The sequence below is a fragment of the Methylobacterium nodulans ORS 2060 genome (assembly GCF_000022085.1).
In the GTDB taxonomy this organism is placed as follows: domain Bacteria; phylum Pseudomonadota; class Alphaproteobacteria; order Rhizobiales; family Beijerinckiaceae; genus Methylobacterium; species Methylobacterium nodulans.
This window is the reverse complement of sequence record NC_011894.1, coordinates 85,059-100,148: the sequence shown is the minus strand read 5'-3', so window position 1 is coordinate 100,148 and position 15,090 is coordinate 85,059. Positions and strand designations below refer to the sequence as shown.

Sequence of the window (15,090 nt, the reverse complement as noted above, 5' to 3'; positions counted from 1 at the left end):
CACATTGTTGGTGTCACCACATATACCTTTTCCTCCGAAACAAGACGGAGCCGCTCTTGTTGCTGATCTTCATCATTATCTGAGCAGAGGGATTGACTCCGGTACGTATCGATCTTCTCTCCAGGCGGATTTCCTAGGCTCGTCTTTCGGGTTCGTGATGTCACCTTTGCTGACAAGGGAGAGCTTGCCCAGGGCAACCTTTCCGAGTTCGCTGCCCGTGATGCCAGTGAGTTTTAATCCATTGCACTCCGGATCGACGTCGTTGGCCCGCAGATTTTCGTGTCTAACAGAGAACCAGCGGCTTCGTGCTCTGCTCCTGCCTTCCTCGACGTGGAGGTGTGGAGGCAGAATCATAACTTTCCCCATATTCAAAAACTACATCTATTTTAAGGGACGAACCTCCACACCTCCACGCCAGCATCGGAAAGGGGAGGGACATCAAGCGACTGACCGTGGTCAGTAGCTCGATCGGCGCAAGCTCGGGCATTCCAGAGGCACTGCGACAAACCGGATCTTCTCCTCAAACAAGGCCCGCCTGCCGGTGCTTGCAGTCCCTACCCACAAGCAATTGCGGATGGGTGGGCGACCGAGAGCTGCCTCAGAGCGTTATCACTCTGACGAATGCTTTCGAGGGGGGCACCCGATGGAACGGCCTTCCTACTACCGCCTCCGTGTTCATGCTGGACGCGAAGACCTCATCGTCAATGCGCCAACCGAGCGGGACATCTGCATTGCTGGCGAGCAGATTGTTCGCCACCTCTTCAGAGTGGATCTTACGGCCATGTACGTGATCGAGGGTCCCGACGCCGAGTGCGAGCGGCGGGTCCGGACTTACCTCATAGATGTGCTCAGCGAGTTGGGCAGCTCTGGAAGAGAGCTGCACCGGCTCATCTGAGCGGTTCATCAGGCAGGTCCCTCACAGCCTGTGTTCGGTCGCAGTTCGCCAGTGGATTGTAGCAATGATCCGCCTGAGTCACGGTTCGTTTCCCTCGATGAACGGCCTCCGCCGCTCCACGGCGGAGGCGTCGAGCGCAGGCGAGACCGGGACCAACAGGTGATCTCATCTGACCTCAGCAGGCCGAGCCACTTACGACACCCCTGGCGGAGCTGATCAAGAGACGGATGCAGGAGCTTGGCCTGACCGACGAGGCTCTGGGCCTCCGTCTCGGCTATGCGAACCCGGCCAAGGCTGCCGGTCGGGTGTACGCCCTGTGTAACGACCGGCCGTTCAGCGCAAAGAGCCGCTTCGCTCTTTGGCGCCTTCCAGACGTCCTTGAGCTTCTCACTACAACGCCTACGCCGCCATCCCACCAGTCTGGTACTACTTGGGTACTATTTTGGGAAGCGCTTACGGATCAAGGCTTGGAAATTGAGCTTGTTTCGCCCAACTCATTGATTTGGTTGGGCGGCTCAAAAATCCCGCCCAAGTAGCACCACGCGGCATCTAAGGCAGGATATTATGTTAAAGAGGTGAGCCGATGGACCTCGCCTGGTCGGTCGTGAGCTCAAGGAAGAGGAAACAAATCTGGTAGCAGGTGGGGCGAAGCCGGCGATCTCAGGAGGAGGGCTGACTACGGCCGGTGATGCCCAAGGCAATCCATTTCCCAGAGGCCCCGGCCTCGGTTTCCTCAACTCGCTCTGTTGAAGCTCCTCGCAGGCCAATTCGTACTCCTCGATTGAGGCCCACCCTCGATCCTGCTGAGGATGCAGCTGCTTGTGGGTGATCGATGCTCAGTGAGTGCCCAGGATGACTGCACAGGGCAGGCTCATGAGAGGACAGACGTCCGGCTCCGGAAGGAAGGTTCAGGTCGTCCATCGCAAAATGCGCTGTACTTGAGCAGCACACCACTTGCCGCCTCTTGCAGTTGGGATGCGGCATGCTTTCAGTTCATTGGCAATCGCACTGAAGCTGTACCCGGCAGATCGAAGCTCCTGCACCGATGGACCAACAGGAGCGGCATTGGCCATTGCCTTGGCCCTCCCGATAGCAATACCAGCAGAGATGGCTTTTGCGTGCCAGAGAAGAAAATTATTGTGTTTTCCGAGTGACGTGCGCATGGCGCATCTTGCTACCACTAACAGAAATAATTTGAATAAATTAGCAGTATTTCGAGTTGTTTGGTAATGATACACTGGGTGCCGGCAATGACGTGAGGCTGTTAACTCACGTCATCGATGCCTGAGAGCAAGCGCACGGAGCTGGCCGAGCCTCCAACTCTCGTGCAGGCCCTTCTTTTCTCTGAGACGACGGGTTGCTGGGGTGTGCTCGTACCAGACCGGCTATTCCTGACCGTTCACGACGCTTTTGAGATATTGGGCCGAGTCGGTTGCCAGGACTGAAGGTGGCTCGCCCTAGCCCATGTCGCACTGCTGGCGATCGTGGGCATCGTGATGGCGCTTCCGAGCAGTAATCCCATTCGGAGCCCACGGCGGGTGAGCGGCGGCCAGTTGCCGTTGTTTCGTGGCCGCCCCTTCGTCTTCCCGCTGTGCTTCAGATCGAGTTATGGAGCGGGCTCATCAATCCTGAAACAAAGGAAGGGAACGCCTCGTGAGAGAGCACATCGGCGGTGATGCTCTCGGCCGAATGCGCCAACAGACCAGCGCCGCCGGCCACGTCGCTTGGGTCGAGGTGCGTCAGCCCGTAGGCGATGTCGTGCTCAGATGTCGTGGCTGCCGCGGCGAGCTGGCGAGCGCTGAGCAGTTCCGGGTGACCATTGGTGACGGTCAGCTGCTCGACTGCAAAAATGAGCGCGGCTCCAGCATAGAGGCTTTCCTCGCCCGACATTGGGGTTTGAGACAGATGCTCAATTCCCATAATCAGGGCGAGATCACCTTCTGCACGCACCAGCGTGCTGGGCGAGTCGTAGACCATATCGTGGGCGCGAAAGAGCGAATCCAATGCGTCGACCGGCGTGGCCGAGTAGTCCACGCTCTGATTGGGTGATGAGAGAATTTCCCCATTCGAATATCCCGGCCCTCCATAGTTGCCATAAGTTGGGATCGGAACGCCATCTGGTCCTGAAACCGGCTTTGACCAATTGATATACATGGCGGCCTCCTAACGGACGTAGTAGGCGGAATGTTGAGGTGCCATTGGCACGATGCGTCGAATGTGGACGCGAAACGAACAGTAGCCCGAAGAAGGAGACCGCACAATCGGTCGGCTTAACAACTTGATCATGCTAATGAATTCCAGCCTATCCTGCCTTTCTTTGTCTCGGCAACGTAATTTGTTCCGTCTCAGCCCTGCTCGTGGTGTCGTGGGCTTGCCGCACTGCCCGAATGCTGACCGGCGCCGGACATCCAGTGAGGCAGGCTGTCTGGGCCGGTGTTGACCCATGCGAACTTCAGCTCTCAGCCGAGTTTGGCTTCGACAAACCTCATTCTTGGACTGGGCTGCAGGCGACCCACAGCAGTCTGTCCAACCGGTGCGCCATGGGTGTGCCCTTCCTGAACTGGCCTCAGGTTGGTTCAATGAGCAGCTTGTGGCCATTCAGAATGAGCCTCTGGCACGTAGACCAACCTACCTGAACCAGTCGAGTTACCAGCCTTTGGCCCGAATGCCAGCACAATCGAGCCACGTACGAGAGCGGCAGCAAGAAGGCTGACGATGCTGGTGCATTTCAAATGAGTGTTGCGCAACAAAGGGCGATATGACGAGATATATCGTGACTGGATGGTAATTAGGTGAAAAGCTTGTCAGTAATCTATCCTGCATGGTTGCTGCATGTTCGGCGGCGCCCTCCTATCATCCGGCAAAAAACGAGGGAGGATTATGGACATGCCACGCGCTAACGTTATCAACGATACGAATTTTATTTCTCCATCAGACGTCACCGATGATGTCCTTGGGCCCGATGCTCATCTGAATGTTCTCACGGGAACGTAATTTCATGCCGTTGGTCAGGGCCAGATCACGACTGACGAAGGCTTTCAGGCGACGGTGAAATTCATTCTGCATGACAACCCAAGCTTCAACACCTTGAATGCTGTGGCTCACACAGACGTTGGCGTCCTCCACTTCAACTCCAGCAGTTACCAGCACACAGACCAGCTGACGGGCCCTGCTGCATCGCTCTTCGACATTGATCTAAGCGAGCACCTTTCAGATTCACCAGCACCTTTTTAGCGGGATTAGCGGAAGGCGTCGGTCCGGGCTCTCTCCTCGGCCGGCGTTTCTCTGTGCGTCTCACTGAGGCCCATCATCGATCGTGCTGAGGATTCCGGCCGCCTGCGTGGCTGACCTACCTACCATCTCGGGTCGTGGGAACGCCTTCCTGATTCAACTCGCAACAGGGTGCGTGAGAAAAGTTCGATGCGCACGTGTCACGCATCGAGCCGTCGTTGAAACTATTCCCGACCGCGTCGTGGTCGTCGCCTCAGCGGCGTTCATCATGGTGCAGTGAGGATCGTGCCCCTGAGGCGTTGTCCAGTATGCGAACCACGGCCACGACGCCGAGGATCGTGACGCCTAGAAAGATCAGGAAGGAGAAGGGCTCAGACATGGGTGCCAGCTCCGACGCATAAAGCCCAACGTTAACAACGCCGTATCCACCGTCAGGTTCCTCTAAATGCCGTAATGGGCCTGCCGCCAGTGAGTGGCAAAGCGGGGCGGAAGTGCCCTCAAGGCTGACCACGCCGGGAGCCGGCACGCCCATGCAGCTCCAGACTACCCGGTACGCCCGCCTCGATAATACCATATGGTGTTTGCGGAACCGCAAACGGGGACAACGATCTGGCTTCAGAACAGGGCGAAACAGTCGTAGCATGACCGTCCAAGGAGGGCGGACATGGACCAGACGATTGCGGACCGTCGTCTCGTAACCATTCTTGTGGCTGATGTGGTTGGGTATTCCCGCCTTATCGGTGCTGACGAGACGGGCACCCTGCGACGCCTCAAGGCCCTCCGCCGGGACGTTATCGGCCCGAGCATTGCAGCTTCGAAGGGCCGTATCATTAAGACGGTCGGAGATGGGTTCATTGCCGAGTTTGGCAGTGCTGTAAGAGCTGTGAACTGTGCGATCTCCATCCAGCAGGGACTTGCTCGCCATGAGGCAGGGATAGCGGAGGATCGTGCTCTCCGGCTTAGGATCGGTATCAACCTCGGTGATGTGGTCGTGGAGCCTGACGGCGACCTGTATGGCGATGGGGTCAATGTCGCTGCCCGCCTTGAGCCGTTATCGGAGGCAGGAGGGATCTGCCTCTCTCGTTCCGTCTACGATCAGGTGAGGGACAAGCTCCGGTATCCGTTTCAGGATCGAGGCAAGCTGGAACTTAAGAATATCGCCCGGCCAGTGGGGGTGTTCTCACTTCCAGCCTCTGCCATTGCTGATCTGACCGACACCGACGAACAGGTCCCAGAGCCGGTCAAAACCAGCAATCGTAAGCCTTGGAAGGCGACTGCGGTCGGGGCCGGTTTCTTGACGTTGCTCGCAGCCGGAGGGCTTGGGTGGTGGTCCTGGACGGCTTCAAAGGCACCTGCACCGAACCAAACCATCGCTGCCAAGCTGGCCGGAGAGACGAGAGAGGCGCCTCGCTTATCGATAGTGGTTTTGCCCTTCTCAAACCTGAGCAATGACCCAGAGCAGGATTACTTCGCCGATTCTATAACCGAGGATCTCACAACCGACCTATCCCACTTGGCGGGCAGTTTTGTGATCGCCCGCAATACGGCATTCACCTATAAGAACAAGCCCGTGGATGTAAAACAGATCGGACGGGAACTTGGTGTGCGCTATGTATTGGAAGGAAGTGTGCGTAGGACTGGTGAGAAGGTTGTCTTAAACTCACAGCTTATCTCGGCTGAGACTGGCGCACATATCTGGTCTGATCGCTTCGACGGTGATCGAAGCCGGCTAGGGGATCTCCAGGTAGAGTTCGTCGCCCGCCTAGCTCGATCACTCGACGTTCAGTTAACTGAAGCGGAGAGCTTGCGTTCATTTCGTGAGCGGCCGGTCAATCTCGACGCCTCCGACTTGGCGATGAGAGGCTGGGCTTCGCTCAACAAGCAGAGATCGGTGGCCAATAACAATGAAGCAGTTCAATATTTCAGCCAAGCTCTGAAGCTGGATCCTAATCTCCCAAGGGCTGTTCTCGGCCTTTCGAGGGCCTTGATGAACAAAGTTATAAATCGCTGGAGTGAAGACATTCAGGCCGATATAGAAGGATCAGATGGGCTGATAACGAAATACATCGAAAAATTCCCGTCTGATGCTGCTGCTCTTGTCGTCAAAGGCGATGTGTTCAGGTCAAATAAGCACTTCGACGCAGCTTTAGCCATGTATGATGCTGCAATCGTGGCAAATAGGAACTTCGCGGCTGCATATGCGCTCAAAGGCCATGTTTCACTTTTGTCAGGAAAGGCATACGCTGCTATTCCCAGCGAGATTGAGGCAATCCGGATCAGCCCACGCGATCCCCTTGTGAATGTGTGGTACTATTTCGTGTGCCACGCCCATACTCATATGGCGCAGTGGGAAGAAGCAATTGCATGGTGTAACAAGTGTGTTGCGATCTCACCATTCTGGCAAGCCTACATTGATCTAGCTGCAGCTTATGCATGGACTGGACGAGCCTACGAGGCCAAAGCTGCAGTTTCGGAATTATTGAAGCTGATGCCCGGCTACACGGTTAAAAAATGGGCGACAGCCGGATGGTCCAACCATTCGAGGTTCTTGGAGGAATACCAGCTCATTGTCGAGGGCTTGAGAAAAGCCGGCCTGCAGGAAGAATAGAAATTTTACAGGCTTGACTTGAGAGTAGCAATACCGGGTAGTCGATACAGGATGCATCATAAAAAACACTACATATCTCAGTGTATCAGTCGCTGACGTGCACGCCGCCGAGATCGACAATGCCATCATTGCCCATGTGGAGTATGGTTGAGCTGGTAAGGCTCTCGATGCCCGTCACATCGACCCCGATGAACTGGAGGTGGTCCGCTCCGAATGCGGAGACCGTGATGCTGCCCTTGCCCGTCGAGAGCAGGTTGAACAGCTACGTGTCTGGGCATTGCCGCCCGTCAGCGCCTTCGTGCCAGGACCGCCGAGCAGGCCAGCAGCCTTCTCGGCGGCCTGCCCTTGTCACTAGGCCACAGCTTCGTGCTCCCAAACGGTAGCGTCCTCTTCGAGGCAACCTCTTACCCACTGCATTGCGTCCTCAGCGGTATCGAACACCTGAGATGGTGTCCGTGAGCAAGGACCGAAGCCTGCTTCGATGAACCAGCGGCCGGCGAACTCCTCACCCACCGAATTGCGAAGCTGGGTGACAACCGAGAGAAGGGTGTCGTTCAAGAACACCAGCATGCCGTCTTCATATCCGGTTTCGAGAGCGATGCGGGTGGGCTGTGATCGAAGCGGAGCATTCATGGGCGCCGCTTACTGGATGCAACTTGCCATTGCTTTCACATTAGATATTACAATCGTACCAATCTGTCAGCGGGCAGTGTTGCAGGGCGGCACCACGCTCCTTGGCGCCAGGCTGGACGGCCTCATTCCAAGGGACGCATCAAGGGGGATTTGACGATTCCTGACGGGTGGCCCTTGCCTCGCACGCTGTCCAGCTTCCCGTATGGGGTGGTCCGAATCGCCTGCTCGCTTTGTCCCCAACGGGCAGGGCACGCAAGGTTGGCTGTGAAGTTCGGGCCTGAGGCACCTCTGGACGAGGTGCCGAAGCGGATTGTGTACGACTGCCCGTGGCACCACCTCCCACGGGGCGGGAGACGAGCCTGATACATCCCCCATTGCGAGGCTCGGTACCCGAACCTTGAGGGGTTATGAAGGCCACCTGACTTGCCGCCTGGGCTGATGCGGCACACGCTCCCGGAGGGCGGGAACGAGTAGAGCTTGTTGCAAAGCTTTCCAGTTGTGCCGCCCCGCTGAAGCGGAGCAGCCAGTTCCCGAGTAGCAGGACTGGGCTGAGCCTAATCGCAGTCCTCCCGGTGCACCGTCTTGGATTCGCCCACGTCGTTCTCCTTGCGAACGGTGGTGTGAGAGCAGCCGCTCCGCCGTTCAATGACCGTACCGGTACGATCTGGCCCGGTTGCGGCATGCCCCACGCCGGCTCCCACTGCCGCGCCGACCGGGCCGCCGACAGCTGCACCCGCAGCAGCCCCGGCTGCTGCACCTTCCTCCGCAGCATACGCTGCCGACCCCATCAGCGTGGCAGCTGCGAGCAACATGATCGTCCGCTTCATTGCACTCCTCCCGAGCTTGCGTCTTGGCGGCGAGGGGGCTCCGTCCCTCGTCCCTGCGTTCGGAACTGTTCTAGCGCGCACACCGTTCCTTACTCTTGAAAGTTAGGTCTGTTGGCGAACAGGGAGAGAGACATGGACAAGGACCGCGTGGAGGGCTCGGCCACCAATATCGGCGGCAAGGTCAAGGAAGGTGCGGGCAAGCTGACCGGCGACGAGAAGATGCGCAGTGAGGGTGTTGCCGATCAGGTCAAGGGCAAGGCCCAGAATGTCGTCGGTGGCATCAAGGACGCTCTCAAGGGCAAGTAGCCCTCTGACAACGGACCGACCGCCCGCACCATCGGGTCTAGTTCGCCTGAGGTGCGGGAGGCCCACCCCTGGAGGCCACGATGAGGGGTACCCCACGCAGTCTTTGGCTTTCTGCCGCCAGCCGTGCTGCTGGATGGTGGATGGGCACTGCGACAGCCATCATGCGGCAGCAACAACGTGCGGCCGTCTCGAAGGCGGCCAAGCCGACCGGGAGCGTGACGCGGAAACCGAAACGCCGAGCGAAGCAACGGCAGAGCTGAGGCGGAGTAGCAAGGGCCACCCTTACGCCGCCTGGGCAATTGCGCCAGTGCAGGGTTACGGACCCGTACAATGAACCTCCAAAAATTGGTGCTACATACGTGAGGCGGGATCGACAGAGCCCGCTTTTGCTACTTCCGCCGAGCCCCTCTCCGGCTTCCCTCGGGTGAAGTTTTCAAGGTTGTTTGCAACCCAGGTCATGGCGAGGGAGGCCACCGAGGCCCTATCAGGCCGCCATGCATCATGACGACCTACTTCTCGAACGTGCGGCCTGTGCCATCCGTGAAGCTCAAGAACTTCGCAGAAAGCAGCTGCAGCAGCTATGCGACAGGGCCCAGGAGCTGAGGGCCGAGCGTCGCCGCATCATGAGGAGTCTGAACCGCCTTCGGGGTCAGATGAGGGCTACGTCGTCCTCAGAGGTAAAGATGACTGATGAGTAGGGTCCGATTCCCTGCTAATAAGGACAACCGGATTGGTCTGATCCATACTGCTAGAAGCGGTATAGGAATGATTTTGAAGCAGATAATGTTCTTTTTCAGCCTGTGTGGAGACTATAACGCAAGCCGCAGAGCGCCTTAAGTGAGGAGGCTTCGATCTCGCAGACAAGGAGGTAGATCATACCTTCTCCTCTCCAGATCCAGAACGGGCATCTTACACGATCTGAGCTTGTCCGCGTGGCACGCCACTTCAACGAGACCGGGTCATCAGTGCGGTAAGAGCGTCGATATTGCTGCTGACTTCGAGAGCCCTGACTCGATGAAAGCGAGCGATGCTGAGGATAATGTCCGCAGCCTGCGTGTCGCCTTCCGATTCACTTATCCGAGCCAGCCTGCCGCAGTCTCCAGCGAGGTTCTCATGGACGAGCACGGCTGCCCTCAGCTTCATATGTAGCTTCTCAATCTCGCTGGTCATGAGAGCACTCGTCAGAAGGCCTGTCCTGCTTCTGCTTTGAAGGTGTTTGTTGATGCGGGTGAACAGGAATCGGCCAATGCCCAGCTAATGCACGCGCTGCGCCCGCCAGCACAGGATCGAAAACGCTGCCGAAGCAGGGAACATGCGGGTCTGCGGCTATAAAGCTTGTCTTTGATTTAGCTAACGGTGAAGCCATTGTGGAGCAGGTGGTAAGGACTCGCCCCTGTTAACGCCACATCCGGGGCGATGTTGCCGTCTACCCCGAAGGAGCACATCTTGGCTTTAAGCCTCAGCCAAGTTGGTGGCTCCTTGGTGGGAGTCGTGCAGACGGGGCAGCCACGGACCAGTTCAATGACCCTGTGACGCTCTGTGGGCCGGGTTGACACGAGAGGTCTGCGTGGCGGAGACCAGGAGCCGCTCCGTCGGCTGATGGCCCACCCTGGCACCGGTCTTATGGACTAGACTGTCACTCTGCCTTCCGGTCCTCTCTTCTGAGGTCGGAGCAATATCCGTGACGGACGCCTAAGCTCCAATGCAGGACCTGCAACATCATGAGCAGCAGAACGCCCGGCAACGAAGGGGAGACCTTGCCGGGTGTCTGTGACACCGGGTGATCAAGCTTAAAGGAAGAAACGTGCCTTCATGAACCGTCAGCATCGAGTCTGACAATAAGAAAACCCCTAGCGTCGATGTGCTGACCCTCCACTCTCAGCAAAAGAGCCCCACGGAAATCGCTACGGCTCTCGGGATCGGCTGGGCCAGTGCTTACCGCATCATCGGCTCAAAGGTAGCTTGAAGGGAGGGGCGGCATGTCTCATCCGTGCCGCCACCCCACAATGTATGAGCAGGTCTCACTTGAACATAGTCATTCTTTCAAGTCTTTCTTGATATCAGACAGCAAAGCTAAGTGCTCTTTGATCATGCCACGAGCAAGCTTCGCGGCTCCTAAGTTCTCACGGTCCTTGCCTGTTGCCAGATAGTCCTCTTGGATTTTCAAGAGCGATTGATGTCCCTCGATTTGTCCTTTGATGTACTCTGCATCGAACGCGGGACCGGCCTTTGCCTGCTCCAGCTTGTCTAGTGTTGCCTTGCCCCTGGAGTCGATTTGACCTGTCACTTCCGGCTCGGAGGGCGCCTTCACCTGCCCGCTGGCCGGGGTGCTCGGGTCCCGCATCGCCTTCAGCACATCAGCGATGGTCTCCTGTTCGGCGACTTCGAACTGCGCAAACTGCTTAACGTCGTCATCCTTTGCCTTTTTGAGCGCTATCCGACTGGCAGCGAGGGCCAATGAGCCAGCCGCGAGAGTGTCAGCCGCGTGCTTGGCCTCGGCCTCACCCATCCTGGCGCCAGTGTTCCCAGTGGATTTCGAAGCGGAGCTTGGCTCGTTCTGCGCAAAGGCAGCGCCAATGAAGGACGGAATGGCGAAAGCCGAAGCTAGGGCGGTAAGTGCAAGGCGACGGTCCATGAACGTTTCCTTTAACTGTGCTGAACACGGTTGAACGTTCGTACCCAACTCGCCCCTGGACAAGACTGTTTCAGCTTCACCTTGGGAATGAACCGCCTGCGGCGATGAGGCTCAGTACCTTGGCAGCTGCTGCTCGCCGCCACGAAAGATCGGCATGATGGAGAAAGGAGGGCCTCACCGCTGAAGGCCCGCCACACTCAAGATCAGGATGGTGGCGGCTGACGGTCCATTGCACCAGCCGCCGAGGCCGTTTACCGCCGGGCTGCCGCCAACTTCTCCGCAAGAGCCTCGGGTCTCAGGTGCGTGTACCGCATCAGCCTCCGGGTATCCCGATGCCCACTGAGCATCGCCACCTCGGGGACGCTCAGACCCATCTCGAAGAGCCGGCTCACAGCTTCGTGTCTCAGGTCGTGAAAGCGGAGCCCTTGAACCTCGGCCCGCTTCCTGAGGCGTTCCCAGGCGAGACGGGCGGCATTGCCGCCGACGGGGAACATACGAAGGTTGGTCCTGGGGAGAGCGTTAGCATCTCGATGGCCTTTGGGTGCCATTCACTCCTGAATCCAGGGCTCCAGGGTGTCACAAGCAGCCGGTCACACTCCTGTCACAGCACCATTGCTCCCAAGCACCGCCAAACACCCGAAATCACAGGCATCGCACGCTTGATCAAGCAGCCGCCATAGGGTACCCAGGCCGCAGCAACAGGCTGATAGGAATACGGTTTTTCGAGCGATCGAACATCGGTTTGCCGTTGTAGCTCAGTGGTAGAGCGCGTCATTGGTAATGACGAGGTCGGGAGTTCAATCCTCCCCAGCGGCACCAGTCTCCCCTTGAAAATCAATCGCTGAGACCGCCGCAATCTTTGTGCTGCTGCCGGCCAGCGAGCAGCAATGGACCTCGCCCCCGGCATCGATCAAAGGCCCTGGCGTCCGCGAACCCGGCCACGTGCCTCGGGGGACGTCCTGCAAGCGGCCGCTTTGTCTCGGCGGCCACGATCTCGCTGAGGCCCCCGCGCGACGCGGACTGACAACGCGTCTTCGTACGCTGCCGTCCCCGGGCGCTCCGGGAGCGGGCAACCCGCGGAGAAGGGTCCGACAATCGGGGACGCCCCTCCGCGAGAGGAGTGCTACCGAGCCAAGCCCCCGCCTTGGCGGACTAGCGGATCTGCGCGAGCGGCTTCACGCTGGCGCAGATTCTGCTGGCTTCCTCGAAGGCCCGCAGCGACGACTCGGCCACCGTACGCGTGTCCTGAACAAGGTTTTGCAGGCTCTCGCGAGCCACTTCGCTCTGAAGCATGGCGAGTTCGTGCACCGACCTGGCTCGGGTCAGCTTGTTCAAGCCGTCGAGGTTGCTTTGCCACCGCTTCTGACCCAGCTCGAAGCTGTTCCGGAAGGCATCCTGCACAGCCTGGGTCAGCACCGTGCCGCAGCGGGCGATGGCTTCCGCGTTCTGCCGGGATTGGTCGGCCAAGCGTTCGCTATCCTCGCTGCCGAAGCCAAAAGTCCTCGTGATTTGATCGTTGAGTTCGCGAGTGTTCCTTGCGATCGTCTCAACGCTCATCTGCACGACCTGCAATGCGTTGTCGGCCGCGCGGTCGCGCAGATCGGACACTCTGCTCAAGTTCTCCTTGGCAAGATTGACCGCCTCTGAACCAGTCTCGGCTGCTCTGTCGACACTCTCTTGCGCCGGGTCCGCGATCCTGCGGATCTGCTCGGTCTTCTTGCTCTGATCGGTATGCTGAGCGACGGCCATTTGGATGCTCCTCGTCTGCTGCACTCGATGCTTTTCCTCGCCTGTGGCACATGCTCCCCAGTTACATGCCTAAAACGGGGAAATATTTTACTGTGCCAGTTTCAGTTGTTTTATGTCTTGGCACGATGCCAATGCTAAAATCCCACAGCCGAAAGTCAACCTGCGATCAACCATCAACTTTCCCTAGCAAATGTTGTACTCATTTCATAAGTGATTGATCGTATTGCACAATGCACAATCCTGCCTCTGGAATGTACAGTCTCGTGGCAGCCCGGTTTCGTCGCCCCCTTCCCAGAGGGCGCTGGGGCATTTCGGTCGCCGATGGGATTGGCCTTGAGCCTTCGCGCGGCCGGCCGGTGAACCGGGTCCGCAAGGGCGGCGACGAGGCCGCGCGGTCAAGCATGCCTGCCGATACTGCCGATGCGGATGGCGTTCCACGGTCCTGAAGGGGTCTCGCTCGCCTCTGCGCCGTCGCGCATCGCGCATGAGGCCGATCGGCGCCTTTCCGCATTCCGCATCGAGCGGGAGTGACAGGCGCCTTTCGAGAGGGCAAGCTGCGTGACGCGCTCAAGGGCGGAGAACAGCCTGCAGAGCGGGGAGGAAGCTTGGAGGGCGCAATGCCGCGTTACTATTTCGACGTGCTGTCCCGGTCCGGCCTCGTTTGCCAAGATTTCCAGGGGCTGGAGTGTCGCGACGACGCGGCGGCCCTTGCTGTCGCTCGCCATGGCGCCGGGTTCACGTCGCATGACGATTGTGCCCGTAATCCGCAGCTCACCCACTACCTGTTTTCAGTGGCTGATGCGGCGCACCGACCCTTGTTCACGGTCCCGTTCACGGAGCTTGAGCCGGACCAATCACAGGCACCGCGCCGACGCCGCGGCGCCGCTCATTAGAGCCGTGCCCGGCCACATTGGGTCGGGCACGGCTCCCAAATCTTGCTGCCGCGCGCTCCCTTGCGCCGTACCGGCCTCCACTTCGGCGGGGAGCGCTTTCGCACGATCGACTCGAAGCCCTGATTTGTGCAGTGAGTCGCCAAGGCTGCTGATGTGCGCCCCCGCAAAGCTGCCCTGACGCCCGGGCGCTTTCTTCGTGGCGCTCTCGCCGGGCGGCCCGGCCACCCCCTCTCGCCGGGCGGCCCGGCCACCCCCGTCGCCCTGCCCGCATCATCGCCAGGCGCAGCCGGAGGCTTGGCATTCTTCGCCGCCTCTATCGGCTACGCCTCCCGCTGCGACGGTCTCGCTTCGGCAGCCGATGTCACTCGCCCGCTTGCGCCATCACCACGGGCTGGGCCCGGCGCAGGATGTCGCGAGCAACGGCCTGCCCGAGCAGGTCGTAGCCGCGGTCGGCCATGTGCAAGCCGTCGGGCGCGAACAGCTCTTCGCGCGTGAGCCTCCCGCCGGCGATCCAGTCCCGCATCAGGTCCGAGCGGCGGATCACCGGAACGCCGAGCTCGGCCCCGATCTCCCGCACCATGTCCCGGAACCGATAAGCGTCCGGCGTCGCATCGAGCTTCGGGCACCATTGCGGCTCCATCAGCACGACGTCGCTGCCTGCAGCCTGCATCCGTCGCACACCCGCCACCGTCGCCTCGCGGAAATGCTCCAGGGAGACGCCCCGCAGCGGGTCGTTGCTGCCCGTCTGCCAGATCACGAGGTCGGGCCTGGCGGCGAGCACGTCGCGCTCCAGCCGCCCGAGCATGTCGTCCGCGTGCTCGCCGCCGATGCCGCGGTTGAGCACCGTGATGCCGCCCGCGAGGCGCGGAAGGGCACGCCTGAGAGCGGCCTCCAGCCGGGCCGGATAGGCGGCCGCCGGGGAACTGGCGCCGACGCCTTCGGTCGACGAGGAGCCGAAGGCGACGATCCGCAGAGGAGCGCCCTGCTGCGCGAGCCGCCGGGTGAGGTGCGGCAACCCTCCGGCCGGTGAGGCAAGAATCTCCTGCTCCATGACCTGCGGCAGCAGATCCGCATAGGCCAGGACCATCGTCGAGGAGGTGCTGAGGCTGACGAGCAGCGCCAGGCTGCGTGCGATCCGCCGCCAGCCACTGGCCGGACGTGGCTGAGAACTGACCGAGGACCGATGGCCGTCGCGCGTCATCGCTGAGCGTTTCCCTCTCCGAATCCTGCGCGGCGTGTCACGGCTCCGGAGGAGCCTGGACCGCCGCGATCGCCTGGACGAGGCGAATGGGATCCTGGAGCGAAGCCGCGCC

Annotated in this window: 15 protein-coding genes and 1 tRNA gene; 5 read left to right on the top strand and 11 right to left on the bottom strand. The window is 59.5% G+C overall.

The features are described from left to right. The first annotated feature begins 643 nt into the window (after nucleotides 1–643). Nucleotides 644–895 (top strand): hypothetical protein, encoded by a 252-nt coding sequence (locus MNOD_RS00445; RefSeq protein WP_012634381.1) that lies wholly within the window; start codon nucleotides 644–646, stop codon nucleotides 893–895. A 908-nt stretch (nucleotides 896–1,803) separates the two neighbouring features. Here MNOD_RS00445 and MNOD_RS42525 read toward each other — a convergent pair. The 4 genes from MNOD_RS42525 to MNOD_RS49820 form a co-directional block, all read right to left on the bottom strand. Beyond that, on the bottom strand, nucleotides 1,804–2,058 hold the full coding sequence (locus MNOD_RS42525; RefSeq protein ID WP_083786272.1) for a recombinase family protein: 255 nt from the start codon (nucleotides 2,056–2,058) through the stop codon (nucleotides 1,804–1,806). 433 nt (nucleotides 2,059–2,491) lie between these two features. Further along, on the bottom strand, nucleotides 2,492–3,049 hold the full coding sequence (locus tag MNOD_RS00440; protein ID WP_012634380.1) for a phospholipase A2 family protein: 558 nt from the start codon (nucleotides 3,047–3,049) through the stop codon (nucleotides 2,492–2,494). Nucleotides 3,050–3,826: 777 nt separating this feature from the next. Then, entirely contained in the window at nucleotides 3,827–4,021 is a 195-nt protein-coding gene (locus tag MNOD_RS00435; protein ID WP_012634379.1) for a hypothetical protein, read from the bottom strand. Nucleotides 4,022–4,379: 358 nt separating this feature from the next. Next, a complete protein-coding gene (locus tag MNOD_RS49820) occupies nucleotides 4,380–4,505 on the bottom strand; it encodes a hypothetical protein (RefSeq protein WP_012634378.1) in 126 nt (41 codons plus the stop codon). A gap of 285 nt (nucleotides 4,506–4,790) precedes the next feature. On the opposite strand from MNOD_RS49820, the gene MNOD_RS42520 reads away from it, so the two are divergent. Next, nucleotides 4,791–6,734 carry an adenylate/guanylate cyclase domain-containing protein gene (locus MNOD_RS42520; protein ID WP_012634377.1) on the top strand — a complete coding sequence of 648 codons (1,944 nt, stop codon included), beginning with the start codon at nucleotides 4,791–4,793 and terminating at the stop codon, nucleotides 6,732–6,734. A gap of 351 nt (nucleotides 6,735–7,085) precedes the next feature. On the opposite strand, the gene MNOD_RS00430 is transcribed toward MNOD_RS42520, so the two are convergent. Continuing rightward, the gene (locus MNOD_RS00430) at nucleotides 7,086–7,304 is read right to left on the bottom strand and encodes a hypothetical protein (RefSeq protein WP_012634376.1); all 219 of its coding nucleotides are present in this window, start codon (nucleotides 7,302–7,304) and stop codon (nucleotides 7,086–7,088) included. A 617-nt stretch (nucleotides 7,305–7,921) separates the two neighbouring features. Then, nucleotides 7,922–8,194 (bottom strand): hypothetical protein, encoded by a 273-nt coding sequence (locus tag MNOD_RS42515; RefSeq protein WP_012634375.1) that lies wholly within the window; start codon nucleotides 8,192–8,194, stop codon nucleotides 7,922–7,924. A gap of 132 nt (nucleotides 8,195–8,326) precedes the next feature. Here MNOD_RS42515 and MNOD_RS00425 point away from each other — a divergent pair, with 132 nt between their 5' ends. Further along, nucleotides 8,327–8,500, top strand: coding sequence for a CsbD family protein (locus tag MNOD_RS00425; protein ID WP_012634374.1), 174 nt, complete (start codon nucleotides 8,327–8,329; stop codon nucleotides 8,498–8,500). 945 nt (nucleotides 8,501–9,445) lie between these two features. Here MNOD_RS00425 and MNOD_RS00415 read toward each other — a convergent pair. The 3 genes from MNOD_RS00415 to MNOD_RS00405 form a co-directional block, all read right to left on the bottom strand. After that, a complete protein-coding gene (locus tag MNOD_RS00415) occupies nucleotides 9,446–9,670 on the bottom strand; it encodes a hypothetical protein (protein WP_012634373.1) in 225 nt (74 codons plus the stop codon). An 865-nt stretch (nucleotides 9,671–10,535) separates the two neighbouring features. Beyond that, on the bottom strand, nucleotides 10,536–11,135 hold the full coding sequence (locus tag MNOD_RS00410) for a DUF4142 domain-containing protein (protein ID WP_012634371.1): 600 nt from the start codon (nucleotides 11,133–11,135) through the stop codon (nucleotides 10,536–10,538). Between the two features lie 251 nt (nucleotides 11,136–11,386). Next, on the bottom strand, nucleotides 11,387–11,629 hold the full coding sequence (locus tag MNOD_RS00405; protein ID WP_043747755.1) for a tyrosine-type recombinase/integrase: 243 nt from the start codon (nucleotides 11,627–11,629) through the stop codon (nucleotides 11,387–11,389). Between the two features lie 250 nt (nucleotides 11,630–11,879). Here MNOD_RS00405 and MNOD_RS00400 point away from each other — a divergent pair. Beyond that, nucleotides 11,880–11,954 (top strand) — tRNA-Thr (locus MNOD_RS00400). 333 nt (nucleotides 11,955–12,287) lie between these two features. On the opposite strand, the gene MNOD_RS00395 is transcribed toward MNOD_RS00400, so the two are convergent. Then, nucleotides 12,288–12,884, bottom strand: coding sequence for a phasin family protein (locus MNOD_RS00395; RefSeq protein ID WP_012634370.1), 597 nt, complete (start codon nucleotides 12,882–12,884; stop codon nucleotides 12,288–12,290). A 617-nt stretch (nucleotides 12,885–13,501) separates the two neighbouring features. Here MNOD_RS00395 and MNOD_RS00390 point away from each other — a divergent pair. Beyond that, nucleotides 13,502–13,777, top strand: a complete 276-nt coding sequence (locus MNOD_RS00390) for a DUF6894 family protein (protein ID WP_012634369.1) — start codon at nucleotides 13,502–13,504, stop codon at nucleotides 13,775–13,777. A gap of 361 nt (nucleotides 13,778–14,138) precedes the next feature. Here MNOD_RS00390 and MNOD_RS00385 read toward each other — a convergent pair whose 3' ends face one another. Further along, nucleotides 14,139–14,978 carry an SGNH/GDSL hydrolase family protein gene (locus MNOD_RS00385; RefSeq protein ID WP_012634368.1) on the bottom strand — a complete coding sequence of 280 codons (840 nt, stop codon included), beginning with the start codon at nucleotides 14,976–14,978 and terminating at the stop codon, nucleotides 14,139–14,141. Nucleotides 14,979–15,090: the final 112 nt, after the last annotated feature.

Excerpts from the sequence above, each read along its gene's own strand:
- MNOD_RS00385 (WP_012634368.1), bottom strand. The coding sequence starts at position 14,978 with ATGACGCGCGACGGCCATCGGTCCTCGGTCAGTTCTCAGCCACGTCCG.
- MNOD_RS42515 (WP_012634375.1), bottom strand. The coding sequence starts at position 8,194 with ATGAAGCGGACGATCATGTTGCTCGCAGCTGCCACGCTGATGGGGTCG.
- MNOD_RS00440 (WP_012634380.1), bottom strand. The coding sequence starts at position 3,049 with ATGTATATCAATTGGTCAAAGCCGGTTTCAGGACCAGATGGCGTTCCG.
- MNOD_RS00405 (WP_043747755.1), bottom strand. The coding sequence starts at position 11,629 with ATGTTCCCCGTCGGCGGCAATGCCGCCCGTCTCGCCTGGGAACGCCTC.
- MNOD_RS42525 (WP_083786272.1), bottom strand. The coding sequence starts at position 2,058 with ATGCGCACGTCACTCGGAAAACACAATAATTTTCTTCTCTGGCACGCA.
- MNOD_RS00425 (WP_012634374.1), top strand. The coding sequence starts at position 8,327 with ATGGACAAGGACCGCGTGGAGGGCTCGGCCACCAATATCGGCGGCAAG.
- MNOD_RS00430 (WP_012634376.1), bottom strand. The coding sequence starts at position 7,304 with ATGCTGGTGTTCTTGAACGACACCCTTCTCTCGGTTGTCACCCAGCTT.
- MNOD_RS00445 (WP_012634381.1), top strand. The coding sequence starts at position 644 with ATGGAACGGCCTTCCTACTACCGCCTCCGTGTTCATGCTGGACGCGAA.
- MNOD_RS00410 (WP_012634371.1), bottom strand. The coding sequence starts at position 11,135 with ATGGACCGTCGCCTTGCACTTACCGCCCTAGCTTCGGCTTTCGCCATT.
- MNOD_RS49820 (WP_012634378.1), bottom strand. The coding sequence starts at position 4,505 with ATGTCTGAGCCCTTCTCCTTCCTGATCTTTCTAGGCGTCACGATCCTC.
- MNOD_RS00415 (WP_012634373.1), bottom strand. The coding sequence starts at position 9,670 with ATGACCAGCGAGATTGAGAAGCTACATATGAAGCTGAGGGCAGCCGTG.
- MNOD_RS00390 (WP_012634369.1), top strand. The coding sequence starts at position 13,502 with ATGCCGCGTTACTATTTCGACGTGCTGTCCCGGTCCGGCCTCGTTTGC.
- MNOD_RS00395 (WP_012634370.1), bottom strand. The coding sequence starts at position 12,884 with ATGGCCGTCGCTCAGCATACCGATCAGAGCAAGAAGACCGAGCAGATC.
- MNOD_RS42520 (WP_012634377.1), top strand. The coding sequence starts at position 4,791 with ATGGACCAGACGATTGCGGACCGTCGTCTCGTAACCATTCTTGTGGCT.